General features: G+C 67.5%; 30 protein-coding genes. 12 read left to right on the forward strand and 18 right to left on the reverse strand.

Features of this window, described 5'->3' with window-relative positions; translation table 11 throughout:
* Nucleotides 1-7: 7 nt before the first annotated feature.
* Together sph and ACWEVR_RS01875 are read right to left on the reverse strand one after the other, a co-directional pair.
* Nucleotides 8-967 (reverse strand): sphingomyelin phosphodiesterase, encoded by a 960-nt coding sequence (sph, locus tag ACWEVR_RS01870; RefSeq protein ID WP_452465426.1) that lies wholly within the window; start codon nucleotides 965-967, stop codon nucleotides 8-10.
* A gap of 120 nt (nucleotides 968-1,087) precedes the next feature.
* Nucleotides 1,088-1,981, reverse strand: a complete 894-nt coding sequence (locus tag ACWEVR_RS01875; RefSeq protein WP_452465427.1) for a fructosamine kinase family protein — start codon at nucleotides 1,979-1,981, stop codon at nucleotides 1,088-1,090.
* Between the two features lie 168 nt (nucleotides 1,982-2,149).
* On the opposite strand from ACWEVR_RS01875, the gene ACWEVR_RS01880 reads away from it, so the two are divergent.
* Together ACWEVR_RS01880 and ACWEVR_RS01885 are read left to right on the forward strand one after the other, a co-directional pair.
* Complete coding sequence (locus tag ACWEVR_RS01880) at nucleotides 2,150-3,379, forward strand: cytochrome P450 (protein WP_452465428.1); 1,230 nt, start codon at nucleotides 2,150-2,152, stop codon at nucleotides 3,377-3,379.
* A 28-nt stretch (nucleotides 3,380-3,407) separates the two neighbouring features.
* Nucleotides 3,408-4,121, forward strand: coding sequence for a TetR/AcrR family transcriptional regulator (locus tag ACWEVR_RS01885; RefSeq protein ID WP_452465429.1), 714 nt, complete (start codon nucleotides 3,408-3,410; stop codon nucleotides 4,119-4,121).
* Here ACWEVR_RS01885 and ACWEVR_RS01890 read toward each other — a convergent pair whose 3' ends face one another.
* Complete coding sequence (locus ACWEVR_RS01890; protein ID WP_452465431.1) at nucleotides 4,122-4,619, reverse strand: DoxX family protein; 498 nt, start codon at nucleotides 4,617-4,619, stop codon at nucleotides 4,122-4,124. It abuts the gene before it with no gap.
* A 161-nt stretch (nucleotides 4,620-4,780) separates the two neighbouring features.
* On the opposite strand from ACWEVR_RS01890, the gene ACWEVR_RS01895 reads away from it, so the two are divergent.
* Nucleotides 4,781-5,389 carry a dihydrofolate reductase family protein gene (locus ACWEVR_RS01895; protein ID WP_439263147.1) on the forward strand — a complete coding sequence of 203 codons (609 nt, stop codon included), beginning with the start codon at nucleotides 4,781-4,783 and terminating at the stop codon, nucleotides 5,387-5,389.
* A gap of 56 nt (nucleotides 5,390-5,445) precedes the next feature.
* Here the strand turns inward: ACWEVR_RS01895 and ACWEVR_RS01900 are convergent, their stop codons facing one another.
* Genes ACWEVR_RS01900 through sdhC form a run of 4 tightly spaced genes read right to left on the reverse strand, consistent with a single transcriptional unit; the run spans nucleotide 5,446 to nucleotide 8,842 of the window.
* On the reverse strand, nucleotides 5,446-6,216 hold the full coding sequence (locus tag ACWEVR_RS01900; RefSeq protein WP_067490793.1) for a succinate dehydrogenase iron-sulfur subunit: 771 nt from the start codon (nucleotides 6,214-6,216) through the stop codon (nucleotides 5,446-5,448).
* Nucleotides 6,216-7,985 carry a succinate dehydrogenase flavoprotein subunit gene (sdhA, locus tag ACWEVR_RS01905; protein ID WP_133733979.1) on the reverse strand — a complete coding sequence of 590 codons (1,770 nt, stop codon included), beginning with the start codon at nucleotides 7,983-7,985 and terminating at the stop codon, nucleotides 6,216-6,218. The genes ACWEVR_RS01900 and sdhA overlap by 1 nt, the downstream gene beginning before the upstream one ends.
* A 16-nt stretch (nucleotides 7,986-8,001) precedes the next feature.
* Nucleotides 8,002-8,436: a succinate dehydrogenase hydrophobic membrane anchor subunit gene (locus ACWEVR_RS01910; protein ID WP_452465432.1), complete on the reverse strand. Its 435-nt coding sequence runs from the start codon at nucleotides 8,434-8,436 to the stop codon at nucleotides 8,002-8,004.
* A 1-nt stretch (nucleotide 8,437) separates the two neighbouring features.
* A complete protein-coding gene (gene sdhC, locus ACWEVR_RS01915; RefSeq protein ID WP_181697571.1) occupies nucleotides 8,438-8,842 on the reverse strand; it encodes a succinate dehydrogenase, cytochrome b556 subunit in 405 nt (134 codons plus the stop codon).
* A gap of 289 nt (nucleotides 8,843-9,131) precedes the next feature.
* On the opposite strand from sdhC, the gene ACWEVR_RS01920 reads away from it, so the two are divergent.
* The 3 genes from ACWEVR_RS01920 (at nucleotide 9,132) to ACWEVR_RS01930 (ending at nucleotide 12,225) form a co-directional block, all read left to right on the forward strand.
* Entirely contained in the window at nucleotides 9,132-9,533 is a 402-nt protein-coding gene (locus tag ACWEVR_RS01920; RefSeq protein ID WP_452465433.1) for a cytidine deaminase, read from the forward strand.
* Between the two features lie 130 nt (nucleotides 9,534-9,663).
* A complete protein-coding gene (locus ACWEVR_RS01925; protein WP_452465434.1) occupies nucleotides 9,664-10,950 on the forward strand; it encodes a thymidine phosphorylase in 1,287 nt (428 codons plus the stop codon).
* Between the two features lie 177 nt (nucleotides 10,951-11,127).
* Nucleotides 11,128-12,225: an adenosine deaminase gene (locus tag ACWEVR_RS01930; protein ID WP_452465435.1), complete on the forward strand. Its 1,098-nt coding sequence runs from the start codon at nucleotides 11,128-11,130 to the stop codon at nucleotides 12,223-12,225.
* Nucleotides 12,226-12,268: 43 nt separating this feature from the next.
* Here the strand turns inward: ACWEVR_RS01930 and ACWEVR_RS01935 are convergent, their stop codons facing one another.
* The 5 genes from ACWEVR_RS01935 to ACWEVR_RS01955 are packed head-to-tail and all read right to left on the reverse strand — an operon-like array spanning nucleotide 12,269 to nucleotide 15,666.
* Complete coding sequence (locus ACWEVR_RS01935; RefSeq protein WP_452465436.1) at nucleotides 12,269-13,501, reverse strand: primosomal protein; 1,233 nt, start codon at nucleotides 13,499-13,501, stop codon at nucleotides 12,269-12,271.
* Between the two features lie 20 nt (nucleotides 13,502-13,521).
* Complete coding sequence (locus ACWEVR_RS01940; RefSeq protein WP_166655760.1) at nucleotides 13,522-13,875, reverse strand: YbaB/EbfC family nucleoid-associated protein; 354 nt, start codon at nucleotides 13,873-13,875, stop codon at nucleotides 13,522-13,524.
* A complete protein-coding gene (locus ACWEVR_RS01945; RefSeq protein ID WP_067490779.1) occupies nucleotides 13,872-14,225 on the reverse strand; it encodes a hypothetical protein in 354 nt (117 codons plus the stop codon). Before ACWEVR_RS01945 ends, ACWEVR_RS01940 begins: the two co-directional genes overlap by 4 nt.
* Nucleotides 14,222-15,349 carry a C40 family peptidase gene (locus tag ACWEVR_RS01950; protein WP_067490777.1) on the reverse strand — a complete coding sequence of 376 codons (1,128 nt, stop codon included), beginning with the start codon at nucleotides 15,347-15,349 and terminating at the stop codon, nucleotides 14,222-14,224. The genes ACWEVR_RS01945 and ACWEVR_RS01950 overlap by 4 nt, the downstream gene beginning before the upstream one ends.
* Nucleotides 15,346-15,666 (reverse strand): hypothetical protein, encoded by a 321-nt coding sequence (locus ACWEVR_RS01955; RefSeq protein WP_067490775.1) that lies wholly within the window; start codon nucleotides 15,664-15,666, stop codon nucleotides 15,346-15,348. Before ACWEVR_RS01955 ends, ACWEVR_RS01950 begins: the two co-directional genes overlap by 4 nt.
* Before the next feature lie 143 nt (nucleotides 15,667-15,809).
* Here ACWEVR_RS01955 and upp point away from each other — a divergent pair, with 143 nt between their 5' ends.
* Complete coding sequence (upp, locus tag ACWEVR_RS01960; RefSeq protein WP_067641384.1) at nucleotides 15,810-16,433, forward strand: uracil phosphoribosyltransferase; 624 nt, start codon at nucleotides 15,810-15,812, stop codon at nucleotides 16,431-16,433.
* Nucleotides 16,434-16,522: 89 nt separating this feature from the next.
* Here upp and ACWEVR_RS01965 read toward each other — a convergent pair whose 3' ends face one another.
* The 4 genes from ACWEVR_RS01965 to ACWEVR_RS01980 all read right to left on the reverse strand — a co-directional run bounded on the left by ACWEVR_RS01965 (nucleotide 16,523) and on the right by ACWEVR_RS01980 (nucleotide 20,253).
* The gene (locus ACWEVR_RS01965; RefSeq protein ID WP_452465437.1) at nucleotides 16,523-18,025 is read right to left on the reverse strand and encodes a phospho-sugar mutase; all 1,503 of its coding nucleotides are present in this window, start codon (nucleotides 18,023-18,025) and stop codon (nucleotides 16,523-16,525) included.
* A complete protein-coding gene (locus ACWEVR_RS01970; protein ID WP_357146987.1) occupies nucleotides 18,026-18,805 on the reverse strand; it encodes a purine-nucleoside phosphorylase in 780 nt (259 codons plus the stop codon).
* 187 nt (nucleotides 18,806-18,992) lie between these two features.
* The gene (locus ACWEVR_RS01975) at nucleotides 18,993-19,406 is read right to left on the reverse strand and encodes a VOC family protein (RefSeq protein ID WP_452465438.1); all 414 of its coding nucleotides are present in this window, start codon (nucleotides 19,404-19,406) and stop codon (nucleotides 18,993-18,995) included.
* A gap of 4 nt (nucleotides 19,407-19,410) precedes the next feature.
* Nucleotides 19,411-20,253, reverse strand: a complete 843-nt coding sequence (locus ACWEVR_RS01980) for a helix-turn-helix domain-containing protein (protein ID WP_452465439.1) — start codon at nucleotides 20,251-20,253, stop codon at nucleotides 19,411-19,413.
* Nucleotides 20,254-20,684: 431 nt separating this feature from the next.
* On the opposite strand from ACWEVR_RS01980, the gene ACWEVR_RS01985 reads away from it, so the two are divergent.
* From ACWEVR_RS01985 to ACWEVR_RS02005, 5 genes are all read left to right on the forward strand, one after another.
* Nucleotides 20,685-21,596: a quinone oxidoreductase family protein gene (locus ACWEVR_RS01985; RefSeq protein WP_452465440.1), complete on the forward strand. Its 912-nt coding sequence runs from the start codon at nucleotides 20,685-20,687 to the stop codon at nucleotides 21,594-21,596.
* A 186-nt stretch (nucleotides 21,597-21,782) separates the two neighbouring features.
* Nucleotides 21,783-22,862, forward strand: a complete 1,080-nt coding sequence (gene ychF, locus ACWEVR_RS01990; RefSeq protein WP_452465441.1) for a redox-regulated ATPase YchF — start codon at nucleotides 21,783-21,785, stop codon at nucleotides 22,860-22,862.
* A gap of 330 nt (nucleotides 22,863-23,192) precedes the next feature.
* Nucleotides 23,193-24,140: an alpha/beta fold hydrolase gene (locus ACWEVR_RS01995; protein WP_452465442.1), complete on the forward strand. Its 948-nt coding sequence runs from the start codon at nucleotides 23,193-23,195 to the stop codon at nucleotides 24,138-24,140.
* Between the two features lie 392 nt (nucleotides 24,141-24,532).
* Entirely contained in the window at nucleotides 24,533-24,655 is a 123-nt protein-coding gene (locus ACWEVR_RS02000; RefSeq protein WP_452465443.1) for a hypothetical protein, read from the forward strand.
* 39 nt (nucleotides 24,656-24,694) lie between these two features.
* Nucleotides 24,695-24,883: a DUF1737 domain-containing protein gene (locus ACWEVR_RS02005; protein WP_452465444.1), complete on the forward strand. Its 189-nt coding sequence runs from the start codon at nucleotides 24,695-24,697 to the stop codon at nucleotides 24,881-24,883.
* A gap of 18 nt (nucleotides 24,884-24,901) precedes the next feature.
* On the opposite strand, the gene ACWEVR_RS02010 is transcribed toward ACWEVR_RS02005, so the two are convergent.
* Nucleotides 24,902-25,177: a hypothetical protein gene (locus ACWEVR_RS02010; protein ID WP_452465445.1), complete on the reverse strand. Its 276-nt coding sequence runs from the start codon at nucleotides 25,175-25,177 to the stop codon at nucleotides 24,902-24,904.
* 97 nt (nucleotides 25,178-25,274) lie between these two features.
* Nucleotides 25,275-25,877: a class I SAM-dependent methyltransferase gene (locus tag ACWEVR_RS02015; RefSeq protein WP_452465446.1), complete on the reverse strand. Its 603-nt coding sequence runs from the start codon at nucleotides 25,875-25,877 to the stop codon at nucleotides 25,275-25,277.
* Between the last annotated feature and the right edge of the window lie 17 nt (nucleotides 25,878-25,894).

Here is a 25,894-nt window from a genome sequence, read left to right on the forward strand (position 1 = left end):
TGCCGCGTCAGCCGGTGTAGCCGAAGACCGGGTAGTGGTCGCTGTAGTCGGTGTAGGTGTAGGTGGTGCCGTCGGCGGTGACGCTCCAGCTCGGGCTCTTGGCTCGGCGGGTTTCGTTGACATAGCGGTCGGGCACCGGGTGGCCCTTGATGGGGAGCACGTAATCGAGGTGCTCCGAGGCGTATTCGGGGCCGTACTGGTCGCGGCAGACGGAGTTGTCCGCGCAGTCCCAGGAGAACGCGTGACCGGTGTGCTGGGGGCCTACGGCAGCGAGGTCGGCCAGCATGGCGCCGTATTCGGGACTGGATTCGATCACGTTCATATCGCCCGCCACATACACCGGCTCATCGGCCGGAATCCGTTCCGCCGCGAGGAAGGCCTTGATCTGTGCGCGCTGTTTCGCCCGCACCTGACCGGGCTGGCCGGAGCTGCACCCGTCGTCCTCGGACTGCATGTGCGTGCCGATCACGTGCACCGGACCGCCGGGCGCGGCGAGCTTCACATACGCGAAACCCTTGTTGGAGAACCAGTCCGCGCCACACGCGTCCTTGTACACGAACTGCACCTTGCGGCTGATCGGCCACCGGCTCGCGATCGCGACACCGCCGTCCTCGGGTGTGGTTGCGGAGTACGAGCCCTGGGTGGCGTCCCAGCCGGAGCGGGTTCGGCCGACCACCGGAGTCTGATTCGGGAAGTCCCGCTTCAGATTGTTCAGCAACTGGTCGCCCGCCTCGTTGTGGAACAGCTCTTGGAGAACCACGACGTCCTGTCCCGCGAGGACGTTCTGCTGCGCGATGAGGTCGGCGCGCTGCTCCTGCCCCCAGTTCGGGTAGAGGGCCTCGGCGAGCATGAAGACGTTGTAGGAGGCGATCTTCGGATCGGACTTCGGCGCCGCATCCGCGGGGACGGCGACGGGCAGGAGGGCGGCTGCGCCGCAGACCACGGCGAGCGTCAATCGTTTGAACATGAGGCAGTTTGGTCACATGACCAGTTCTGCGACGACCGCTCGAGCGTCCCGACATCGAATCGTTACACGGAACGTAAATTTGTAAGCCCTGGTTCAGGAGCCGTTGGTGCCGAATGTGGCCTACCGATACCGGGCGGCCGCGTCGAGGACGGCGGCGCGATAGGAGCGGCCGAACAGGACCGCGTGAACCAACAGCAGGGGAAGCTGATGGAGTGGGATGCGCTCCTGCCAGCCCGGCTCGAGCTGATGGATGTCGTTGTAAGCGGCGATGATTCGGGAGAGATGGGGTGCGCCGCCGAACAGGAAGAGTGTGGCCACGTCGGTTTCGCGGTGGCCACCGTGCGCGGCGGGATCGATCAGCCATGGGGTGTCCGACGGGCCCCAGAGAATGTTGCCGGGCCACAGGTCACCGTGGATCCGGGACGGCGGTTCGGCGGGGGCTTCGACGTGGATCGACTCGACGGCAGTGGCGTCGGCCGGATCGAGTGCGCCCCCATCGACGGCGAGCCGCAGGAACGGAAGGATTCGGCGCTCCCGGAACCAGGTCGGCCAGTCGTGGCCGGGGGTGTTGTCCTGCGGCAGGCTGCCGAGGAAACCGTCGACGGGAGCGCCGAATTCGGCCGCGCCGGCGTTGTGGAGCAGAGCCAACTCCGCGCCGAATCGTTCGGCGGCGGCCGGGGAGGGTTCGGCATGGTCGACCCATTCCATGAGCAGCAGGTCGTCGGAGACGGCGTAGACCTCGGGGATCGCGACACCGCCCGCCTCCCGTAGCCAGCGCAGACCCTGTGCTTCGGCTGCGAAGAATCCCGGCGGTGCGGCAGCCGGGGCGCCGTCGGTGGGCGCGGCCGAGATCCCGCCGGGCCAGGTTTTGAGGAACAGCTGGGTGCCGTCGTCGAGGCCGATGCGCTCGGCCACCGCGATCGACCCACCGCCGACCGGGGTGGTGCGCAGGCGCTGATGCGCGAGGAAGGTCGGCAGCAGGTGCGGGTTGGCTCGCAGGTACGGCAAGTCCACGCCGCCATCTTGCCCAGCGGAGTCGGCGAGCGCACGAATTCACGCCATCTCGCCGACCAGGTTTCATAAACAGGTATTACTAAAACCTGTTCACAAATGGGTGCGGCGTGGTTTCATCGATTCGAACGTGTTCTACATCACGTTCTGGAGTCAGCCGAAGGAGACACCGTGACCAGCACCGATATCCCCGCGGGATTCGATTTCACCGATCCCGACCTGCTCGCGCAGCGCCTGCCGATCGAGGAGTTCGCGCAACTGCGGCGCACGGCGCCGGTCTGGTGGTGCGCGCAGTCCGACCGCGCCAGCGGCTTCGACGACGGCGGCTACTGGGTGGTGTCGACGCTGGCCGACATCAAGGAGATCTCGAAGAACCCCGAGGACTTCTCCTCGCACGAGAACACCGCCATCATCCGGTTCAACGAGGAAACCACCCGTGAGCAGATCGACATGCTCGCCAACATGCTCATGCTGAACCTGGATCCGCCGCAGCACACCAAGATCCGGCGCATCGTGTCCAAGGGATTCACCCCTCGTGCGGTGGAGAATCTGCGCGCCGCGCTCACCGAACGGGCCGAACGCATCGTTTGGGAGGCCAAGAAGTCCGGTCGGGGCGATTTCGTGCAGCAGGTCGCGTGCGAGCTGCCCCTGCAGGCCATCGCCGAACTGCTCGGCGTGCCGCAGGAGGACCGGATGAAGCTGTTCGACTGGACCAACCAGATGATCTCCTACGACGATCCGGAGTTCGAGGGCAATCACCACACCGCCACCGCCGAGGTGATGGGCTACGCCTGGAACATGGCCGAGCAGCGGCGTGGCTGTCCGGCCTCCGACATCGTGACCCAGCTGGTGAACGCCGATGTCGACGGCGAGCACCTCGGCTCCGACGAGTTCGCCTTCTTCGTCATCCTGTTGGCGGTGGCAGGCAACGAAACCACCCGCAACTCGATCACCCACGGCATGAAGGCCTTCGTCGACAACCCCGAGCAGTGGGAGATCTACAAGGATCAGCGGCCACGCACCGCCCCCGACGAGATCGTGCGCTGGGCCACCCCCGTGACGGCCTTTCAGCGCACCGCCACCCGCGACCTGGAACTGGGCGGACAGCAGATCAAGAAGGGTCAACGGCTCGGATTGTTCTACAGCTCCGCCAATTTCGACGAGACCGCCTTCACCGACCCGTTCCGGTTCGACGTGCTGCGCAATCCCAATCCGCACGTCGGGTTCGGTGGCACCGGAACCCACTACTGTGTCGGCGCGAATCTCGCCCGCCTGGAGATCGACCTGATGTTCAATGCCATTGCCGACGCGATGCCGAACCTGCGTCAGGTCGCCGAACCGGTGCGCTTGCGCAGCGGCTGGCTCAACGGCATCAAACGGTGGGAAGTCGAATACTCTTGAGCCCGAACAGCAGCGAGGGGGTGAGCGGTTGACGGGCAAGGCACGCGGCCGGGCGCCCGTCGTGGCCGACGCCGATATCCGGCGGGTCGCGCGGGCGCTGCTGGCCGAGCACGGCCCCGACGCGGTCACCCTGCGGGCCATCGCGCGCGAACTCGGCGTCACCGCCCCCGCGCTGTATCGGCACTACGACTCCCGCGACGAGTTGATCGAACGGTTGCGGGTGGAATTCTGTGCCGACCTCGCCGACAACCTGTCGGCGGGCATCGCGGACCTGCCCGACGACGGCGCCGTGCAGTTCCTCGCGATCTGCCGCGGCTTCCGGCGGTGGGCGCTGGCCAACCCCAGGGAATTCACCCTGGTATTCGCCTCGCCCACCTCCAGTCGTGCCATGCTGCGCCGCTTCGACGAGCCCTTCGGCCGGATCTTCCTCGCCGCGGCGGGCAGGCTGCTCGCCAGTTTCGAGATCGCCACCCCGCCAGGCGAATCCATCCCTGTCGAACTGCGCGACGATCTGATCGAATTCCAGACCGAACTGCTCGCCATGCTCTCGGATTCGGGGCAGAAGTTCCCCGCCGAGAAACTGGATCTCGGCGTCACCTACGTGATGGTGCAGACCTGGGTTCGCCTGTTCGGCCACGTCACCCTCGAGGTGTTCGGCAACTACCCGATTCCCCTCACCGACCCCGAAGTCATGTTCGACACCATGCTCGCCGATCTCGCCCGCACCACCGGTTTCGCGTGATCACCGCTGAGCGGGCACGCGATCCCGCGTGGCCGGAGTGAGGGAACCCGTCGCCCAGATCGCGAAGCCGATGTACAGCAGCTGTTCCGGGATGCGCTGCCACAGGGGAGACGCGGGTTCGCCCGCGAAGGTGACGTTTTCGACGGCCGCGTAGATATTGGCGGGCAGCAGCAGCACGAACAGCGGCACCAGCGCCCAGCCCGCGATCCGGCGCGTCCGGGTGAGGATCAGGCCGACGGCCGCGAGCAGTTCCAGCACGCCGGTGAACAGCACCATGAATCCGGGGAACGGCACGAACGACGGCACCATCGCCACCAGGTCGTCGTAATTGGGCATCACGGTGACGCTCGACGGCATGAAGTGGGCGGAACCGGTCATCATCAGCATGACCGCGAGTGCGTGCGCGGCAGCCGCCGACCAGGTGGCGAACCGGCTGATGCCGAGTGCTCCCAGTGTGCGGAAGCTCAGGAGCGAGACGAGAAGAACGATGACGATCACGGCGACTCCGTAGTAGATAGTGACACTGTCTATTATAGATAGTAGAACTATCCAGTAGTTCGTCAAGTCCGTCCGACCAACCTGCTGTACCGCGATTAGTTCGGTAGCCGCGCACCGTCGTAGTAATCGACACACTCACCGTTCACCGAGGAGAAGTACCGATGAGGAAGATCACCGCCGGTCTGTTCATGTCTCTCGACGGCGTGATCGCCGACCCGCAGGACTGGCATTTCCCCTACTTCGACGACGCCATGGGCGCCGCGGTCGACGCCCAGCTCGGCAGCGCCGACACGCTGCTGCTCGGCCGCGTGACCTACGACAGCTTCGCCGGCGCCTGGCCCGGCCGCGAAGCCGAAGGCGGACCGGACGCGGCGTTCGCGAAGAAGCTCGGCGACGCACGCAAACTGGTGGTGACCCACGAGGACCGCGATTTCCCATGGCGCAACTCCGAGCGCCTCGACGGCGACCTGACCGCGTCCGCGGCCGAGCTGAGGAAGGGGTCGGGCGGCGATATCGCCATCAGCGGGTCGGTATCGGTGGTGCGCCAACTCCTGGCCGCGGGACTGCTGGACGAACTGCACCTGCTGGTGCACCCGATCGTGGTCGGCAAAGGGGAGCGGCTGTTCGAGGACGGGACGACGATCCCCCTGCGCCTGCTCTCCTCGGAAACCTTCGGCACCGGCGTACTGCACCTGGTCTACACCAAGGACGACACCGCCCCGAGCGGGTCCTACGAGGACGCCAAAACCCATCTCGCACAGGAAGAGTGACGGCAAAGGCCGCCTTCATCGAAAAATGAAGGCGGCCTTTGTGGGGACCGGGGAGGTCAGCGGGCGAAGAGCAACGCGCGCTTGACTTCCTGGATGGCCTTGGTGACCTCGATGCCACGGGGGCACGCGTCGGTGCAGTTGAAGGTGGTGCGGCAGCGCCACACGCCTTCGACGTCGTTGAGGATGTCGAGACGCTCGCGGGCGCCTTCGTCACGGCTGTCGAAGATGAAGCGGTGGGCGTTCACGATCGCGGCCGGGCCGAAGTAGCTGCCGTCGCTCCAGTACACGGGGCAGGAGGTGGTGCAGCAGGCGCACAGGATGCACTTGGTCGTGTCGTCGAAGCGGGCGCGGTCGTGCTGGGACTGGATGCGCTCGCGGGTGGGCTCGTTACCCGAGGTGATCAGGTACGGCTTCACGGCACGGAACGCGTCGAAGAACGGTTCCATGTCGACGACGAGGTCCTTCTCCACCGGCAGGCCGCGGATCGGCTCGACGGTCATGGTGAGGGTCTTGTCGCCCTTGGGCAGCATGTCCTTCATCAGGACCTTGCAGGCCAGCCGGTTGACACCGTTGATCCGCATCGCGTCGGAACCGCACACACCGTGGGCGCAGGAACGCCGGAAGGTGAGGGTGCCGTCCAGGTAGGACTTGATGTAGATCAGCACGTTGAGGAAGCGGTCGGTCGGCAGGACCGGCACCTGGAACGAATCCCAGTACGCGCCCTTGTCGTTCTCGGTGCTGAACCGGGCCACCTTCACGGTGACCATGACCGAGCCCTCGGGGACGGGCGCGGGCTTCTGCGTGGTGGGTTCTGCTACAGCAGTCATCAGTACTTACGCTCCATCGGCTCGTAGCGGGTCTGCACCACCGGCTTGAAGTCGAGGCGGATCTCGGAGATGAGCTCCGGGCCCTCCTTGTACGCCATGGTGTGCCGCATGAAGTTCACGTCGTCGCGGTCCGGGTAGTCCTCGCGGGCGTGCCCACCACGCGATTCCTTGCGGTTGAGCGCGCCGACGACGGTGACCTCGGCCAGCTCCAGCAGGAAGCCCAGCTCGACGGCCTCGAGCAGGTCGCTGTTGTAGCGCTTGCCCTTGTCCTGCACCGTGATCCGGGTGTAGCGCTCCTTGAGCGCGTGGATGTCGGTCAGGGCCTGCTTGAGGGTGTCCTCGGTGCGGAACACGGCGGCGTTCATGTCCATCGTGTACTGCAGCTCGGTGCGGATGTCGGCCACGCGCTCGTTGCCGTGGTCGGACAGGATCAGCGCCAGCCAGTCCTGCACCATCTGCGCCGGGTTCTCCGGCATCTCGACGAACTCGGTGCGCTGGGCGTACTCGGCGGCCGCGATGCCGGCGCGACGGCCGAACACGTTGATGTCGAGCAGCGAGTTGGTGCCGAGACGGTTCGCGCCGTGCACCGACACGCAGGCGCATTCACCGGCGGCGTAGAGGCCGGGGACCACGTCGGTGTTGTTGCGCAGCACCTCGCCACGGATGCGGGTGGGGATACCGCCCATCACGTAGTGGCAGGTCGGCATGACCGGCACGAGCTCCTTGACCGGGTCCACACCCAGGTAGGTGCGCGCGAACTCGGTGATGTCGGGCAGCTTCTCCTCGAGCACGTCCTCGCCGAGGTGGGTCACGTCGATGTAGACGTAGTCCTTGTTCGGCCCGGCGCCACGGCCTTCCAGCACCTCGAGCACCATCGAGCGGGCGACGATGTCGCGCGGCGCGAGGTCCTTGATCGTGGGGGCGTAGCGCTCCATGAAGCGCTCGCCGGAGGCGTTGCGCAGGATGCCACCCTCACCACGAACAGCCTCGGAGATGAGGATGCCCAGGCCCGCGAGGCCTGTCGGGTGGAACTGGTGGAACTCCATGTCCTCGAGCGGCAGACCCTTGCGGAACACGATCGCCATGCCGTCACCGGTCAGCGTGTGCGCGTTCGAGGTGGTCTTGTACATACGGCCCGAGCCGCCCGTGGCGAACACGATCGACTTCGCGTGGAAGACGTGGATCTCGCCGGTGGCCAGCTCGTAGGCGACGACGCCGGTGGCGACGGGGCCACGGTCGGACTCGGTCATCACCAGGTCGAGCACGTAGAACTCGTTGAAGAACTCGACGTCGTGCTTGACGCAGTTCTGGTACAGCGTCTGCAGGATCATGTGACCGGTGCGGTCGGCGGCGTAGCACGCGCGACGCACGGGCGCCTTGCCGTGGTCACGGGTGTGGCCACCGAAACGACGCTGGTCGATCTTGCCCTCGGGCGTGCGGTTGAACGGCAGGCCCATCTTCTCCAGGTCCATGACCGCGTCGATGGCCTCCTTGGCCATGATCTCCGCGGCGTCCTGGTCGACCAGGTAGTCACCACCCTTGACGGTGTCGAAGGTGTGCCATTCCCAGTTGTCTTCTTCGACGTTGGCCAGCGCGGCGCACATGCCGCCCTGAGCCGCGCCGGTGTGGCTGCGCGTGGGGTAGAGCTTGGTCAGGACCGCGGTACGAGCCCGGGGACCGGCCTCGATCGCCGCGCGCATGCCCGCGCCACCGGCGCCGACGATGACCACGTCGTAGCGATGTTCCTGAATCGGACGGGATTCACTCATGCGAGGTGGCCTGTTCCTAACCGGTGATGTTGGGGTCGAAGGTGAAGATGACGTAGGTGCCCACGCTCATCACCAGGATCATCGAGACCACGAGGATGGTCTTGAGCCAGAACCGGGTGGAGTCCTTGCGGGAGTAGTCATCGATGACGGTGCGCAGACCGTTGCCGCCGTGCAGCTGAGCCAGCCACAGCATGGACAGGTCCCAGAACTGCCAGAACGGGCTGGACCAGCGACCGGCCACGAACGCGAAGTTCAGCCGGTTCACGCCGCCGTCGATCATCAGCATGATGAACATGTGGCCGATGACCAGCACGATCAGGAACAGGCCCGAGATGCGCATGAACAGCCATGCGTACTTCTCGAAGTTGCCGTTGGCCTTGCCGCGCGGTGCGCGCGGGGCGTCGAGGCTGGCGGGGCGGTCGTAGGACTTGCCGAGGACAGGTGCAGACATATCAGTGCTCCGTCAGCAGGTAGAAGAACTGGCGGCCGACGCCCGCGGCGGAGACCAGGATCCAGATGGTCAGCACGACCCACAGCATCTGCTTCTGGAAGCGCGGACCCTGCGACCAGAAGTCGACGAGGATGACGCGGACGCCGTTGAGCGCGTGGAACAGGACGCAGACGACAAGGCCCATCTCCATGAGCGCGACCAGCGGGTTCTTGTAGAGCTCGATGGCTTCGTCATAGGTGTTCGGGTTCACCCGAACCAGTGCCGTGTCCAGCACGTGCACGAAGAGGAAGAAGAAGATCGTGACACCGGTGATCCGGTGCAGCGCCCAGGACCACATGCCGGGGTCGCCGCGGTACAGCGTCTTCCGCTTCGGCTGGGCCGGAGCCGGAGCTTCTATCGTGGTCATAGAGTGCGGTGCCTCCAACGTCGTTGATGGACCCGGTCACAGATCCGACGCCGGCTGCGTGGAGAGGCAAATGCCCAGGTGGCTGCGCTGTATTCTCGAGCGCTGGCCCGCCGCCGGGAACCTGAACCGATCTTCGGCTGACTCTAATCCTCTCTGTTTCGCGGAACTAATTCGGCGTGCCGTGCGTTGTGCACGAATCGGCCGAGTTAGGTTTACCTTTCTCGATGCCGAATACTGGTGTCCGAGCCCCCGCGCGGACATGTTCGGCGGTATCGGCTGGAGGTTCGCGATGTCCGAAATCGACTGGAATACCTTGCGCGACATGGCAATTCGCGCAATGGGTAGCGCGTATGCCCCGTACTCGGGTTTCCCGGTCGGTGCTGCGGCTCTCACGACGGACGGTCGAATTGTGAGCGGTTGCAATGTGGAAAATGTCTCATATGGACTAACCCTGTGTGCCGAATGCGTACTCGTCGGTAACTTATTCGGGTCGGGTGGGGGCCGCCTTCTGGCGGTATCGGTGAGCGATTCCCGTGGCGAAATCCTGATGCCGTGTGGGCGGTGTAGGCAGCTGCTGTTCGAGCACGGCGGGGGCGAGCTGCTCGTGGACCATGCCGAGGGGCCCAAACCACTGAGCGAGCTGTTGCCGTATGCGTTCGGGCCCGATGATCTGGCGGCCGGGCAGCGCTGATCGCGCCGGTCGACCGATGACCGACCCGAACGAGGATGATCGGGTCCTGTTCCGAGCCGACGGAGGTCCGGCAGGGGGCTCGCTCGGCGCGAGGAGTGCCGCGGCCGATGTTGCGTGCCAGACTGGCCGCATGACGGCACTGGACGCGGTATCGATCATTCGGGCCAAACGGGACGGCGGTGAGCTGTCCGACGAGCAGATCGACTGGGTGGTCGACGCGTTCACGCGGGGGGTCGTGGCCGACGAACAGATGTCCGCCCTCGCGATGGCCATCCTGCTGCGTGGCATGAACCGGCGCGAGATCGCTCGGTGGACGGCGGCGATGATCGGGTCGGGGAGCCGGATGAACTTCACCGACCTGCCGCGGCCCACCGTCGACAAGCATTCGACCGGTGGCGTCGGCGACAAGATCACGCTGCCGCTGGCGCCCCTGGTGGCGGCCTGCGGCGCGGCGGTGCCGCAGCTGTCGGGACGGGGCCTCGGCCACACCGGCGGCACCCTGGACAAGCTCGAGTCGATCCCCGGCTGGCAGGCCGACGTGACCGTGCCGCGGATGCGCGAGATCCTGGCCGACCCGGCGATCGGTGCGGTGATCTGCGCGGCGGGCGCCGACCTCGCCCCCGCCGACAAACGGCTGTACGCGCTGCGTGATGTGACCGGGACGGTCGAGTCGATTCCGCTGATCGCCAGTTCGATCATGAGCAAGAAGATCGCCGAGGGTACGTCCGCGCTGGTCCTCGACGTGAAAGTCGGGACCGGTGCGTTTTTGAAGACCCTCGACGAGGCGCGCGAGTTGGCGACCGTGATGGTCGAGCTGGGGCGCGATGCCGGGGTGAAGACGGTGGCATTGCTGACCGCGATGGATACGCCGTTGGGGCGGACCGCCGGTAACGCGCTCGAGGTGGCGGAGTCGGTCGAGGTGCTCGCCGGTGGTGGGCCCGCCGATGTCGTCGAGCTCACGCTGACGCTTGCCCGCGAGATGGTCGCGCAGGCCGGTTTGCATGTGGATCCGGCGCAGGTGCTGGCCGACGGCCGGGCCATGGACCACTGGCGTTCGATGATCGAGGCGCAGGGCGGTGATCCCGATGCCGCCCTGCCCACGGCTCGGCACACCGAGGTGGTGCGTGCCGAGTCGGCAGGGGTCTTGACGCGGTTGGATGCGATGGGGGTGGGGATCGCGGCGTGGCAGCTGGGGGCCGGGCGTGCGAGGCAGGGGGAGAAGGTTCAGGCGGGGGCGGGGGTGGAGATGCATGCGAAGCCGGGGGATTGGGTGACGGTCGGTCAGCCGCTGTTCACGCTGCATACGGATACGCCCGATGCTTTCGGTGCTGCGTTGGAGTCGCTGTCGGGGGCGGTGAGTGTCGAGAGTGCGCCGGAAGAGAAGCCGGGGGAGTTGGTGCTCGGGAGAGTTGGCTGAGGACGCCTGAGGTATTGCGCCGGCCGGGCCGCTGCGCCGCTTCGCGGCGGACCCTCCTCGAGGTCGGGTCGTGCGGGGTCGGGAGTGCGGTCATTGGCGGACTGGGGGTTCTCTCCGGAAATGTGGTGTCGGTGGAAGTCCGCTGCCGGGGCGGGCTGGTCCCGCTAACGTTTGGGCATGACTGGACCGGCGCCCCTTGACCTAGCTTCGATCCGACGTGCACCGAAAGCTCTGCTGCATGACCACCTCGATGGTGGGCTGCGGCCTGCGACGGTGCTAGAGCTCGCCGCTGATTGCGGTTACGACCAACTACCCGCCCACGACGCCGAGAGTTTGGGGGCGTGGTTTCGGGACGCGGCCGACAGTGGGTCGCTCGAGTTGTATCTCGAGACGTTCGCGCACACCGTCGCGGTGATGCAGACCCCGGAGGGGTTGCGGCGGGTGGCTCGCGAATGTGCCATCGACCTGGCCGCCGACGGGGTGGTGTATGCCGAGGTGCGGTTCGCGCCGGAGCAGCATCTCGGGCAGGGCCTCACGCTCGGCGAGGTGGTCGAACACACCCTCGCGGGGTTCCGGGAGGGGGAGGCGATCGCGGCCGAGCAGGGCAACACCATCCGGGTGACATGTCTGCTCACGGCGATGCGGCACGCGGCGCGCTCGCGCGAGATCGCCGAGCTCACGGTGCGGTTCCGTGACGCGGGCGTCGGCGGGTTCGACATCGCGGGGGCCGAGGCGGGCTTCCCGCCCACCCGGCACCTCGATGCGTTCGAATATCTGCGAGTCAACCACGCGCACTTCACGATTCACGCGGGGGAGGCGTTCGGGTTGCCGTCGATCCACGAGGCGCTCGCCTTCTGCGGGTGCGACCGTCTCGGCCACGGTGTGCGCATCACCGACGACATCAGCGTGCCGGGCGCCATCGAGGACGCCCAGCTCGGGATCGTCGCCAACTATGTGCGGGACATGCGGGTGCCGCTGGAACTGTGCCCGTCGTCGAACGTGCAGACCGGTGCGGTGCCCTCGCTCGACAAGCACCCCTTCGACCTGCTGGCCCGGCTGCGGTTCCGGGTCACCGTCAACACCGACAACCGGCTGATGAGCGACACCACCATGAGCCAGGAGATGCTCAAACTGGTGGAAACCTTCGGCTACGGCTGGAGCGACCTCGAACGCTTCACCATCAACGCCATGAAGTCGGCGTTCATCCCGTTCCCCGATCGCCTGAAGATCATCGACGAGATCATCAAACCGCGCTACGCGGTCCTGGTCGGATGACGAAGAAGGGTGGCACCTCCTCGGTGCCACCCTGCTCGGCTTGCTACTCGCTGACCAGCCGTGCTTCGAACGCGCGTTGCAGTTCGCGGAACTGCTGGGCCTCGGCCGTGAACGGCGGGTTCGGGGCCAGCCGGTTCGGGTCCGGGTTGAGCAGGTAGGAGACGTACCAACCCAGCGGGTTCGACGCGGCAAGCGCCTGTTCCACGCTGTCGTCGTCGGCGTAATCGGCTGCGTCGGTGAACAATTCGACAGCCAGGTCGAGCTGTTCGATGTCGACGGCCTCCGGCCCCTCGGCCAGGTCCTCAACGAGGCCGGTGAGCACGTAGACGTTCTCGTCGCTCACCTCCACCTCGAGTGAGCCGTCGACCGCGGCGGTCTGCACGTCGCCGAAGGTCGACACCCGGGCCAGCTCGTGCTCGTGGTCGTCGGCCAGGTAGCGGGCCAGCGCGCGCTCGGAACCGAACACCGTGATGGTGCGGCCGTTGCCGAGGAAGATCGGCTCGTCGTCGAGGTAGCAGCGCAGGGTGAAGTGCTCACCGTCGGAGGTGACGATCTTGACCGGGTCGATGCCGACCTCGTGCCAGAAGGTCTCGTCCTCGTCGTCGGCGGTGAGGTCGACGCTTTCGAACTCCTCGTCCTCCTCGACCACGTCGTCGGCGTCGACCACGTTCTCCTCGGCGGCCAGCAGCTCGGCCTCGGCGACCTCGACCGCCGCGGCATCCACCTCGGGGGTGGTGACGATGCTGTCGATCGCGTCGAGCACGTCGTCCCAGCCCTTGACGATGGCGGCACCGACCTGGTCCCACAGCTCCTCGCCGTCGCGCCCGGTGAAGGTGCCGACGCCGTTGGCGAGCACACCGAGTACCGGGTTGTCGTCGAAGAACGCCGTCACCACGTCGAGCTCGCACACGTCGCCGATGTTGCGAACCATGGCCAGGGTGTCCTCGAGCTCGCCGACCACCTCGCCGTCGGGTTCGCCCGCGGCCAGCTCGGGCACGGAGACCAGATCGAAGGTGAAGTTTTCCTCCGGCTCCAGTTCGGCGGCCGACAGACCGGCGACCACCGCCCACGACGGATGCTCGACGAGATCGTTGTCGGTGTCGGTGCGGATGAACGCCGCCAACTCCGCAACGGACTCGAAACCGTAGAGGTCGTCCTCGTGTCCGAGGAACGCCATGTACTCGTCGTCACCGTCACGCCAGCGCGGTGCCCACAGGGTGACGAGATCGCCATCGGTCAGACCGAGCTCGATCGGGACGATGTCTCCAGAAGCCATGACGCGAAGCCTATCGAGCTTCAGCGCCGCGCACTATCCGGCCCGGGTGCTAATTCCCCCGGCGGGTGTGCAGTGCCGCCGGTGAGCGATTCGTTCAGTGTCGCAATGATGTTGGAGCGTGCTTCGCCCGCGGTCTCGGTGGCCTGTCTGCACGCCGACAGGATCAGCTGCGCGGCCTCCGCCGGCGGCAGGGCGGTGATGCCCTCGTCCAGGCGCAGATCGACCAGCGCGCCGTCGCTGTTCACCTCGGCGGTGACCAGCCCGTCCTCGGTGGTGAACTTGCCGTTGACCTGCTTCAACCCGTACAGCGCCGCCTCGAGAGCCTCGAGTTTCTCGGTCACGCCCGCGACGAGGGCGTCCATTTCCGCGCTCACAGGGGCCTCATCCAGCTCGTCTGACCGGTGTCGGCGTCGTCGATGCGGTCGAGCTCGTCGACGGCCTGACGCCGGGTCGGCAGGTTCATCTTGTCGAGCAGGGCATCGGGAATGCCTGCCTGCTCGCTGTACACCTCGCGCAGGCGCGCGGCGGCTGCGATGGTCGAACGCCTGGTCAGGCGAAGGATCTCATCGGCCAGGGCCTGCGCGCCGTACTGGTATTCGCTGCGCTCGAACTTGAGCGCGATCGGCAGCCCCATGCTGGTCGCACGCACCGAGATGGTGCCCGACCGGTTGGTGCTGACCGCGGTCTCCACATTGGGAACCTCGGGGATCGGGGTTTCGCTCATGAGGTAGGCCTGTAGAAGCCGTAGAACTCCATGCCACTGTTCTCCGTTCGGATCGAACTGATCGAGACCGGGTCGCCCGCCTCGACGAGCTGCCCGTTGCCGACGACCATGGCGACGTGGCCGTCCCATACGGCCAGGTCACCGGGCATCAGGTCACCGGGTGACACCTGTGGGTGTCCGATGTGCTGTTCCTGGGCGAGGCGGGGCAGCTCCACCCCGGCCTCGCCGTAGGCGTACTTGGTGAGCCCACTGCAGTCGATGCCCGAGCCCGGGTCGTTGCCGCCCCACACGTACGGGGTGCCGACCGCGCCGATGGCCGAGCGCACGGCCGTGGCGGCCTCCTCGTTGGGGGCTTCGACCACGCTGCCGTCGGGCAGGGTGACCTTGACGCCGGTGCCGGTGGAGCCCGTGGACGAGCCGGTGGGGGTGGAGGTCTTGCCGTTGTTGGTCGAGTTGCCCGTGCTCGTCCCGCCCGAACTGCTCGAGTCGCCGCCGCCCATGGCCGTCGACAGGCCCGACGACACCGCGCTCAGCATCGAACCGCCCGCGCTCGTCGCGGTGGACAGCAGCGTGGAAGCGGCCGACGTCGACAGGTTGGCGGTGTTGGCGAGGGGCGTGCTCGACGGTGCCGGGGTGAGTTCCTTGATGGCGGCGGTCTGGGTGCCGAGTTCGTCCTGCACCCGCCCGACCACGCCCATGCCCTGGCCGATGTGGTCGATCGCCGAGGCGACGACGGCGGTGAGGCCCGCCGGGGTGGCCAGTACCGGGCTGAGCGCGGAGACCTCGGTGAGGAAGGAGTTGACGATCCCGTCGAGTTCCTTCTGCCCGGTCTGCACATACGCGGCGGCCTGGTCGACCACGGTGGCCATCTCGTTGCCGGTGTCGGACAGGGTGGCCGAGGAGGTCTGCACGCGCAGCGCCTTCGAGGTGACCGCGTCGACGGCCAGACCGTCCCAGGCGGTGTTCACCGCATTGATGCCGGTGCGGCCGAGCTGGTAGATCTGGTCGATCTCGGCGGAGGTGCTGCGCAGGCCGTCGGACGCGCCGCCGGTACCGAGGACACCGCTACCGAAGCTGGACAGCAGGTCGTACAGGGGTTGAGCCAGTCCGCTGAGGTCGATCATGCGAGTTCGCCCGCTGCCGATTCGATGGCGGCGGCATTGCCCGTGTCGGTGTCGACGAGGGTGGTGGCGGCGCCTGCCGTTGCGGTGCCCATGCTGGCCATCACGGCCGAGAGCTGGGCGATCGCGGCGACGTGACCGGCCTGGGCGGCGGCGTAGGCGGTGACGAAATCGCCGCCGATGAGTCCCATCACCGGGCCGAGCAGAGCCGGGTTCGATGCCACCGATGCGGCCGCCGCCGTGGCGAATTCGGTGGACATGGTTCCGGCGGTCGCACTATAGGCGACGATGCCCTCGGCATCGGCCGACATCTTTACCATCGAACTTCCCCCAATCCTCGAGTTCCCGGGCAGAGTACGTCATTCACCTGATTCGACGCACCGGCTCCGCGTTCGGTTCCCTCTTCCGCGAAATTTCCCCAGCGGACGCACCGGAAGCGCGTTGGTGACCCTATCGTTTTTTCATGCGCACCGACACCGTCGACCATCCGCTCGCCGCCACTCTGCTGAGCACGATGCGAGACGCCCGCACCGACAACGCCACCTTCCGCAACGCATTGGCCGACCTCACGGGCATTTTGATGTACGAGGCCCTGCGTGACGCGCCCGTCGTCCGCGAACCGATCAACACGCCGGTCGCCGTCACCGACGGTGTCCGCCTGGCCGCCCCACCGCTGCTCGTCCCGGTCCTGCGCGCGGGACTCGGCATGGTCTACGCCGCCGCCGATCTCGTGCCACAGGCCCGCGTCGGTTTCGTCGGCATCGCCCGCGACGAGGAAACCCACCAGCCCGTCCCGTACCTGGAATCCCTGCCGACCGACCTGACCGACCTCCCCGTCTTCGTCCTCGACCCCATGCTCGCCACCGGCGGCTCGATGATCCACACCCTGGAACTCCTCGTCGCCCGCGGCGCCACCGACATCACCGCCGTCTGCGTCGTAGCCGCCCCCGAAGGCGTTGCCGCCCTGTCCGACTCGGGCCTTCCCGTCCGCCTCGTCACCGCCGTCGTCGACGAGAAACTCAACGAACACGCCTACATCGTCCCCGGCCTCGGCGACGCGGGCGACCGCCAATTCGGCCCCCGCTGAATCGGCTTACCACCGACCGGATTTCGTGGGCATCAGGACAGTGCGGCGCTGCCTGTCGCAGATGTCGGAAGCTCGAAGCGATTCGATGTTCAAGCAGGACTGAGCGCTCGGCAGAAGTGGGCGAGTTCGTCGAGACGGATTCTGGCGGCGGCGCGGGCTGTCGGCAGGGCCGCCGGGTCGGGGACAGGGGCGAAGACTTCCAGGTAGCACTTGAGTTTGGGTTCGGTACCCGACGGCCGGACGACGATGCGGAAGTCGTCGGCCTCGAAGATCAGGGCGTCGGTGCGCATTCGGCCGCGGACCTGGGCCTGATCGGTGAATTTCACCGGTGTGCCCGCGATCTCGACGGGTGGGTTCGTGCGCAGGGCGGCGGCGAGGGTTGTTGCCGCGGCCTGGTCGGGTAGGCGCAGCGACACTTGATCGCCTGCGTGGAGGCCGAATTCGACCGCGTAGGAATCGAGTTCGTCGAGGAGGGTGCGGTTCTGCGCCTTCGACAGGGCGACCAGGTCCGCGGCGGCCACCGCGGCGGAGATACCGTCCTTGTCGCGGACCTTCGACGGGTCGACGCAGTGGCCGATGGCTTCCTCGTAGGCGTACACGAGGCCGTCACCCGCCCTGGCCAGCCATTTGAAGCCGGTGAGGGTCTCGGCGTAGCGGGCCGAACGGGCGGCCGCCAGCTTCGAGAGCAGGCGCGAGGAAACGATTGTCGTGGCGACCAGCGGGTCGTCGGAAGCGGTGCGCAGCACGTAATCGGCCAGCAGCACACCGGTTTCGTCACCGCGCAGCATGCGCCAGCCGTCCGGCCCCGGCACGCCGGCGGCGCACCGGTCGGCGTCGGGATCCAGGGCGATCGCCACGTCGGCGCCGACCCGCTCGGCCAGCGCGAGCAGCAGATCGGACGCTCCGGGCTCCTCGGGATTGGGAAAGGCGACGGTGGGGAAGTCGGGGTCGGGGGCGAACTGTTCGTCCACCACGTGCACGTCGGTGAAACCCGCGGCGTGCAGCGCCCGCACGGCGAGGTCGCCGCCCACACCGTGCATGGCCGTCAAAGCGATCCGCACCTCGGCCCGCTCCCCAGGGCCGCCCAGCACACGAGGCAGTTCGGCGACGCGCGCCAGGTACCGGTCGACCAGCTCAGCCCCGGACGGTGAAACAGGCGCCCGCTCAACGGGTTCGACGACCTTCTCGATGTACTGCTCGATCTCGGTATCGGCCGGTGCGATGAGCTGCGAGCCACCGTCGAGATACACCTTGTACCCGTTGTCGGCGGGGGGATTGTGTGAGGCGGTGATCTGCACGCCCGCCACCGCACCCAGCTCACGCACCGCGAACGCCACCACCGGCGTCGGCACGGGCTCGGGCAAGAGGGTCACGGGAAAGCCCGCGGCCGTGAAGATCTCGGCTGTCGCGGTCGCGAATTCGGCGGAACCGTGCCTCGCGTCGCGCCCTACCACCACCGCACCACCGCCGAGACACCGCGCCCGCAACCAGTCGGCCAGGCCCGCGGTCGCCCGCGACACGGTGGTCACGTTCATCCCGTCCGGTCCCTCACGCAACGGGCCACGCAGGCCCGCGGTCCCGAAGCGCAGCATCTACACCCGCTCCAGGATGCCGCGCAGCAGTTTGCCGAGCCGGGGCGCGGCGGCCTGCCCCTCGGCCAGCACCTCGGCATGCGACAGATGTTGACCGGTGACCCCGGCGGCCAGGTTGGTGACCAGCGAGATGCCGAGCACGCGCGCCCCGCGTGAGCGGGCTTCGATGGCCTCGAGCACCGTCGACATTCCGACCAGGTCGGCGCCGAGGGTGGCAAGCATGCGGATCTCGGCGGGTGTCTCGTACTGCGGCCCGAGCAGTCCGGCGTACACCCCTTCACCGAGCGAGGGGTCGAGTTCCTTTGCCAGCGTGCGCAATTCGGGATCCCAAGCGTCGACCAGGTCGACGAACCGTGCCCCCTCCAGCGGGGTGCGGGCGGTGAGGTTCAGGTGGTCGGCGATGAGGACCGGTTCGCCCACCCGCAGCCCGCCCCTGATCCCGCCCGCGGCATTGGTGAGCAGCACGATCTCCGCACCGGCCGCGATCGCCGCCGACACCGGGTGCACCACCTGCTGAGGCGTGTAGCCCTCGTACAGGTGCTGACGGCCCATCAGCAGCAGCACATTGTTGTCGTTGACGGTGACCGAGTGCACCATCCCGCCGTGCCCCTGCGCGCTCGGCCTGCCGAAGCCGGGCAGCTCCGGCATGGCGATCGAGGCGTGCGGCGCACCGATCTCGGCCGCGGCCTGCTGCCACCCCGATCCGAGCACCACGGCCACGCGATGACGCGGCACTCCCGTACGTTCGGCGATAGCCTCGGCGGCCTTTTCGGCAAGCATGGGGATAGCTTATGTCCCTGGAGCGCTGGCGCGCTCGAGTCGGCGGCCCCGCAAGTCCCGACGATCAGGCACCGTTGCTTGCTCCTTCGTCGCCTACGCAACGGCACCTGATCGTCGGGACGGCCGCCGACCGCCGCTGCGCGGCGGACCCTCCTCGAGGTCGGGTCGTGCGGGTTAGGGAGCGGATTTACTCACCGCTGTAGGTGCCGAAACTCCAGAGGTTGCCTTCGGGGTCTTGGGCGCTGAAGCCTCGGGAGCCGTAGTCCTCGTCGCGGAGTCCGCGGATGATGGTCGCTCCCGCGGTGGTGGCGCGGGTGTGGAGGGCGTCGGGGTTGTCGGTGACGAGGTAGATGTTGGCGACGCCGGGTGGTCGGGTGCAGAAGGGGGAGTCGTCGTCGCGGCCGGTGGAGCCGAACATGATGCCGCCGCCTTCGGGCCAGCGCAGTTCGCCGTGTTCGACGATCGACGGGTCGTCGTCGCGGGCGTAGACGGCGGTCGCCTCGAAACCGAAGGCGGTGGTGAGGAATTCGATCATGGCGCGGGCGTCGGTGAAGGCCAGACACGGCCAGATCGTGCTGCGGGTGTCGGTGGAAGTAGTCATGTCCTCAGCCTCGCGCTTCGGCCGCCCCCGGGTCTTGGACGGATGGAATCTCCTCGGCCAGCCATGCTGTCGGCGCCACACCCGCCAGTTCGGCGAAGTCGCGATTCAGGTGCGCCTGGTCGTAGTAGCCGCAAGTGGCCGCGATCTGGGCGATCGAGACATACGACGGCGTGTTGGCGAGCATGCGGCTGGCGCGTTCGAATCGGATGATCCGCGCGGCCAGTTTCGGGCTCGCGCCGAATTCGGCGGTGAACTTGCGGGTGAGGTGTTGTCTGCTCCAGCCGATGCGTTCGGCGAGGGGGTTGATCGGGCAGGTGCCGCCCGTGCCGACGAGAGTGCGCCAGGCCCAGGTCAATTCGGCGCCGGGGACCGATTCGGTGCGGGCCGCCGCTGTGAGCGCCCGGTCGCAGGCGGCGAACCTGCTCGGCCAATCATCGTGCGCGTGCACAGCATCGGCGAGCTGATCGCCCAAAGACCTTCGCGCTTGCGAACATTCGATCGTCACATCCCACATCTCACTCGCGGGCATCCCGAACAGCACACGACTGCCGAGCGGGGTGAGCTCGATGGCCACACCTTCCTGGAAACCGGTGTGCGCGATCATCGCCGGGGCGGCTTGTAGTCCGCTCAGGACGCAGCGGTAACTGCCGGGTGATTGACGCCGATCGGTCTGTTCGACGACTTCGATCGGTGGGCCCGCGGCCACGATGAACGTCATGTGTCGCGAGGGCAGACCGCGGTGCAATCCCGGTTCGTAGCCCGTCATGCGGTAGCCCACGTACCGGTCGATGAACGCGGCCAGAACCGGCGCGGGGGCTGCGGTCACCACCTCCGTGGTCGCCTCCATGCCAGTCACGCTACGCCGGGGCTGAAGTGGCGGCCAGAACGATCGACGTCGGGATCGCCCCGATGGCGCCCGCGATCTCGAGTTCGCCTCGGCGAGCCGCATCCGCCGCCGCCGACGGACGAGGACCTGCTCGGGCCGTGCGTCCACGGGCGGCGAAGCAGAATGCCGGACCTGGTGACCGCGGGGCCGGTCGACAGATGGTGCGCTCGAATCAGCGGCGGCAAAGGTGGGATGCGAGGCCTGCGCTTCGCCTCGCGGAGTGTGTTGTTGAGCACGCGTCTGAGTGCTCTGGGTGGGGTAACCGAATCGAGAAGGTGCTCTCCGTGTCTCGGCGTGTGCGGTGAGATATCGCACTCGGTGATTCCGGGCGTGTGGAAACACGAGGTCAGCCGGTTAATCTTGCGCCTTCGTCCAATTCTGTAGGAGGTGTCATGCGGCGGGTTCAGTACGAGCGCAGCAGTGGTCCGGAGGTGCTCGAGGTCGTCGCGGCCGAGGTGCCGGTGCCCGGTGCCGGTGAGCTGCTGGTCCGGGTGGAGGCGATCGGGGTCACCCTGTCGGCGATCCGGCGGATCAGCGTGGCGCAGCCGTTGCGGGCCGAAGTGGCCGGTGAGGTCGTCGCCGTCGGTGACGGGGTCGACGGGTACAGCGACGGCTATCGCGTGGTCGGCGTCTGTGACGCCGACGCCTACGCCGAATACGTGCTCCTCTCGGTCGACCAGGCCTCCGCGATCCCCGACGGCGCCTCCGCCGTCGACGCCGTCGCCCTGATGCGCAGCGGGCTCGTCGCCCTCGGCGCACTCGACACCGTCGCCCCGCGCGAAGGCGAGACCGCACTGGTCACCGCCGCCGCGGGCGGAGTCGGCCACCTCGCGGTGCAGCTGGCCCGTGTGCGCGGCGCGAGCTGGGTGGTCGCCGCGGTCTCCGACGAGAGCAAAGCCGGCTTCGTCCGTGAACTCGGCGCCGACGAGGTCTACACCTACGACCAGCTGCACTGTGGCAAGCAGGCCGACTACGCCCTCGACGGTGTCGGCGGCAGCGACCTCGGCAACACTCTCACCGGCCTCGCCGAGGGCGGCCGTGCCGTCACCTACGGCAGCAGCGGCGCGATCGACACCGAAGACCTGCTCGCGGGCGGCAAGACCCTCACCGGTTTCCGCATCGGCCGCCTCGCCCAGCGCGACCCCGCCCGCTACGAGGACCTGCGCCAGGAGGTCTGGCAGCACTACGCGTCCGGTCTGCTGCACCCCGTCGTGCACGCCGAGTTCGCCCTCGACGACGCGGCCGCCGCCCACGCCGTCATCGAGCAGCGCACCAACCTGGGCAAGGTCGTCCTCGTTCCCTGAGCTGGTCGCTGTTCCGCCTCCCCGCGACGCTGGCCTGATCCAGGTGCGTGGAGATTGTCCTCGGCGGCCGGCGGCAGCGGATGAGGCGAGTGAGCCCGTACCCGGCGAGTTACCCATGTCCGTGCGAGACAAGGTCTGCCGGGGCGGGGTCGCGGCGTAGGGGCAGACCCGTAGACTCTGATCCTTGTGAGCCTCACCCTCGGAATCGTCGGCCTGCCCAATGTCGGAAAGTCGACCCTGTTCAACGCGCTGACCAAGAACGACGTGCTGGCCGCGAACTACCCGTTCGCGACCATCGAACCCAACGTCGGCGTGGTCCCGTTGCCGGACAAGCGGCTCGACAAGCTTGCCGAGATCTTCGGCTCCGAGCGGATCGTGCCCGCCGTCGTGTCGTTCGTCGACATCGCGGGCATCGTGAAGGGCGCCTCCGAAGGCGCGGGCCTGGGCAACAAGTTCCTCGCCAACATCCGTGAGGCCGACGCCATCTGCCAGGTGGTCCGCGTATTCGCCGACGACGACGTGATCCACGTCGACGGCCGGGTCGACGCCGCCGCCGACATCGAGGTCATCGAGACCGAGCTCATCCTCGCCGACCTGCAGACCCTCGAGAAGGCCATCCCGCGCCTCGAGAAGGAAGCCCGCGTCAAGAAGGACCGCAAGCCCCTGCTCGACGCCGCCAAGGTGGCCGAGGGATTCCTCAACGAGGGCACCACCCTGTTCGCGGCGGGCAAGAAGATCGACGCCGAGCTGCTGCGTGAGCTGTCGCTGCTCACCGTCAAGCCCTTCCTCTACGTCTTCAACGCCGACGAATCCGTCCTCACCGACGAGGCCAAGGTCGCCGAACTGAAGGCCGCCGTTGCCCCCGCCGACGCCGTCTTCCTCGACGCCAAGGTCGAAGCCGAACTCCTCGAACTCGACGACGAATCCGCCCTCGAGCTCCTGGAATCCATCGGCCAGACCGAACCCGGCCTGCACGCCCTCGCCCGCGCCGGCTTCCACACCCTCGGCCTGCAGACCTACCTCACCGCAGGCCCCAAGGAAGCCCGAGCCTGGACCATCCACCAGGGCGACACAGCCCCCAAGGCCGCAGGCGTCATCCACACCGACTTCGAACGCGGCTTCATCAAAGCCGAAATCGTCGCCTTCGACGACCTGGTCGAAGCAGGCTCCATGGCCGCCGCCAAAGCCGCGGGCAAGGTCCGCATGGAAGGCAAGGACTACATCATGGCCGACGGCGACGTCGTCGAGTTCCGCTTCAACGTGTGATCCGGACCGAGGTCGACCGGTCGTCAGCAACGCCGCACCGATCAATGCCAGGTCGCTATCGGTCACATCCCTTTGCTCCGATACGGGGTCGAGAAGAGTAGGGAGTCGTTCGTCGGGCGAGTCGTGTCCCATAGTGTGGCCGCCGGTCGGTTGGGCGAGCCACCGACGGCGGCGTATTGGAATTCCGCTTGGGCCCTGCCGATAGGGGGTGCCCACCATGGTGGGGATCGGTTCACCCTCGGGGGAGCGGGCTCAGCACTCGGGGCACTGATGATCGGGGCCGCGGCGGCGCAGAGTTGATGGTGTCACTGACGTGGACCGGAGGCTTGGATGTCGAACATCAGCTTGAACAGCAGCTCGGTGGAGCGGTGTGGGACGGTGTCGGCCGGGGACGGTGTGGGGCTCGCGGTTCACGAGTACGGGCGGCCCGGTGCCGAGTTGACGATCGTGCTGGTGCACGGGCATTGCCTGCGCAGCGAGTCGTGGACCGATGTCCGGGATGCGCTGGTGCGCGAGCACCCGCGGGCTCGCGTCGTGTGCTACGACCACCGGGGGCACGGTGATTCCGGTGTGGCGCCGCGGCACACCTACAACCTCGAACAGCTCGGTGACGACCTCCACGACGTGCTCGAAGCCGTCGCCCCGACCGGCCCTGTGGTGCTGGTCGGCCATTCGATGGGCGGGATGACCGTGCTGACCTACGTGAGCCGGTATCGCGAGGAGATCGGCACGCGGATCGTCGGTGTGGGGCTCATCGCGACCGCGGCGCGCGGACTGGCCGATGCCGGTTTCGGCCGTCTCCTGCGCAACCCGCTCATCGCGGTGTTCCAGGCCTCGGTTCGGCGCGCACCGCGACTCATGCAGCGGGCGAAACTGCTGGCCTGCAAGGTTTTCGCACCGATCGTGCGGGCTGCGGAATTCGGTGACCGAACGGTCGACCCGCGCGTGCTCACCCTGGCTCGAGCCATGCACAACGCGACCCCGATCGTGACGATGGCGAGTTTCCTCGGCGCCTTCAAGGCCTTCGACCGCACCGACGCGCTCGCCGTCCTGTCGGGTATCCCGACCTTCGTGCTGTGCGGATCCGCCGACCTGATGACCCCGCCGTCGCATTCGATCGCGATGGCCGCCGCCGTCGACTACTCGGATCTGGTGCTGATCGACGGTGCGGGGCACTCGGTGATCCTCGAGCAACCCGGCCAGGTAGCCGCCGCGATCGGCAGACTGGCCGCTCGCGCGTTCGACGCTGAAAGCGCCCCGTTCGCGTCGGCCGCATAGTGCTCGCCCGCCGCCGCGCGAACCAGTTCAGTCCGCCGTTCCACCTCGTCTACCACGGCGAGCGCGAGGTCCGGCGCGACGATGCGGGAGGCCCCGGTCTCGTCGGTGAACAAGGTGGTGGTGCCGCGTCGATAGCGGCCGGTGCCCTCGCCGGGTTCGAGGAGAGCAGGCGGGCTGAGATAGACCCACCCCGCGTAGGGGTGCTGCAGGCAGCGCGTGAACTGGTCGAGGCTGGCGCGCGCGATCGTCTGCCACTCGGCTAGTACGAAGGTGTGATCATCGATCAGGAGCCGGTCGGGGTGGTTCGGTGAACGCAATGGCGCCGCGCCGCCGGCCGCCGCGACCGGTCTGGTCTGCGGTGCACTGACCATCGGCGTGATCCCGGGCCCAACGTGCTCCCCGTCCCCGGAACCACGACCATCGGGCATCTCGAGGAGAACCTCGCCGCACTCGATCTGAACCTGACCGCCGATGAACCGGCACCGCTGTCCGCCCGGGCAACAGCAGCGGTGTAGCCGTGGAATTCCGGTTCGACATCCAGCGTTGCCAGGGCTGTGGAACGCTTACCTCGTTATCGCTTGCTGACCGGCCCGGACGACGCGACTTTCTGTCAGCGAGTCAGTGACGCGCTGGATATGGGCTACGAGCTCTACGGTGGGCCGGCCGCCACCTTCAACGGTGAACGGGTGATCGTGGCTCAGGCCATTCTGTGGACCAGGGACGAGCCGACGCCGGCCGCGTAGTCATAGCGTTCTGGACGATCAGCCCACTGCACCGCCGGGCGGAACCGCCGGGACGATCGTCCTCACCGGGAGTTTGACCCGGGTCGAGCCCTGCCAGTACCCGACCCTCGCCTGTCCGGTGCCGGGATCGAGGAAGGTGCAGTTCACGTTGCCGTAGGCGGTGCTGCCCGCAGGGGCTGCGGTTTGGAAGGAGTCGCTGACCCAGCGGCCCTGATAGTTGGGTGAGCCGCCGATCGCCGTGTAGTCGAATTCGCGGTAGGTGCCGCTGGTATCGGCGCTGTTCTCGACGGACATGTCGCAGGCGGCGGTCCGGCCGGCGGGGATGAGACCTGCCAGCTGAGGGTGACGGTGCCGGAGACGGGGCTTTGGCGCTGTACACGGGGGTCCGCGTTCACCACCTAGGTGTGACCGCCAGGGCTCCATAGGGGCGCGAGGTGTCGGAAGCAGGTGGGGTGAGGCGGTCGAGTTCGGCGAACCCTGCCGCGGACAGGGCTGCGGCGAAGGTGTCGACGGGCCAGCGGTAGGCGGTTGTCACCTTGTGCGGAAACGGTTCGACAGCGGTTTCGTCGGTGAAGAAGCCGACGACGAGCCGACCCCCGGGGCGAAGGATTCGCCGGAGTTCCGCCAGCACGCCAGGGATTTCGTCCGGCGGCAGGTGGATGAGGGAAAACCACGAGAGCAAGCCGGCCACGGATTCGTCCGGCGCGTCCACGGCGCGAATCGAGCCGACCTCGAACGGAATCCCGGGGTAGGTCGCGCGGGCATGCTCGATGAATTCGGGGACCATGTCGAGGCCCTCGGCCGCGATACCCGCCTCGGTGAGGATGTGTGTGAAATGCCCCGGCCCGCAGCCGAGGTCGAGGACGGGGCCCTCGGTGAGGTGGCGGAGGACGAAGGCGGAGTCCTCGGGATCGACGGCGGCGGGAAAGCCGCAGACCTCGATGTAGAGCTCGTGCAAGTCGCTGTAGGCCGTGCGGACGGTGTCATCAACCACGATGCGACCGTACCAAC

This window comes from Nocardia sp. NPDC003979, from assembly GCF_053605015.1.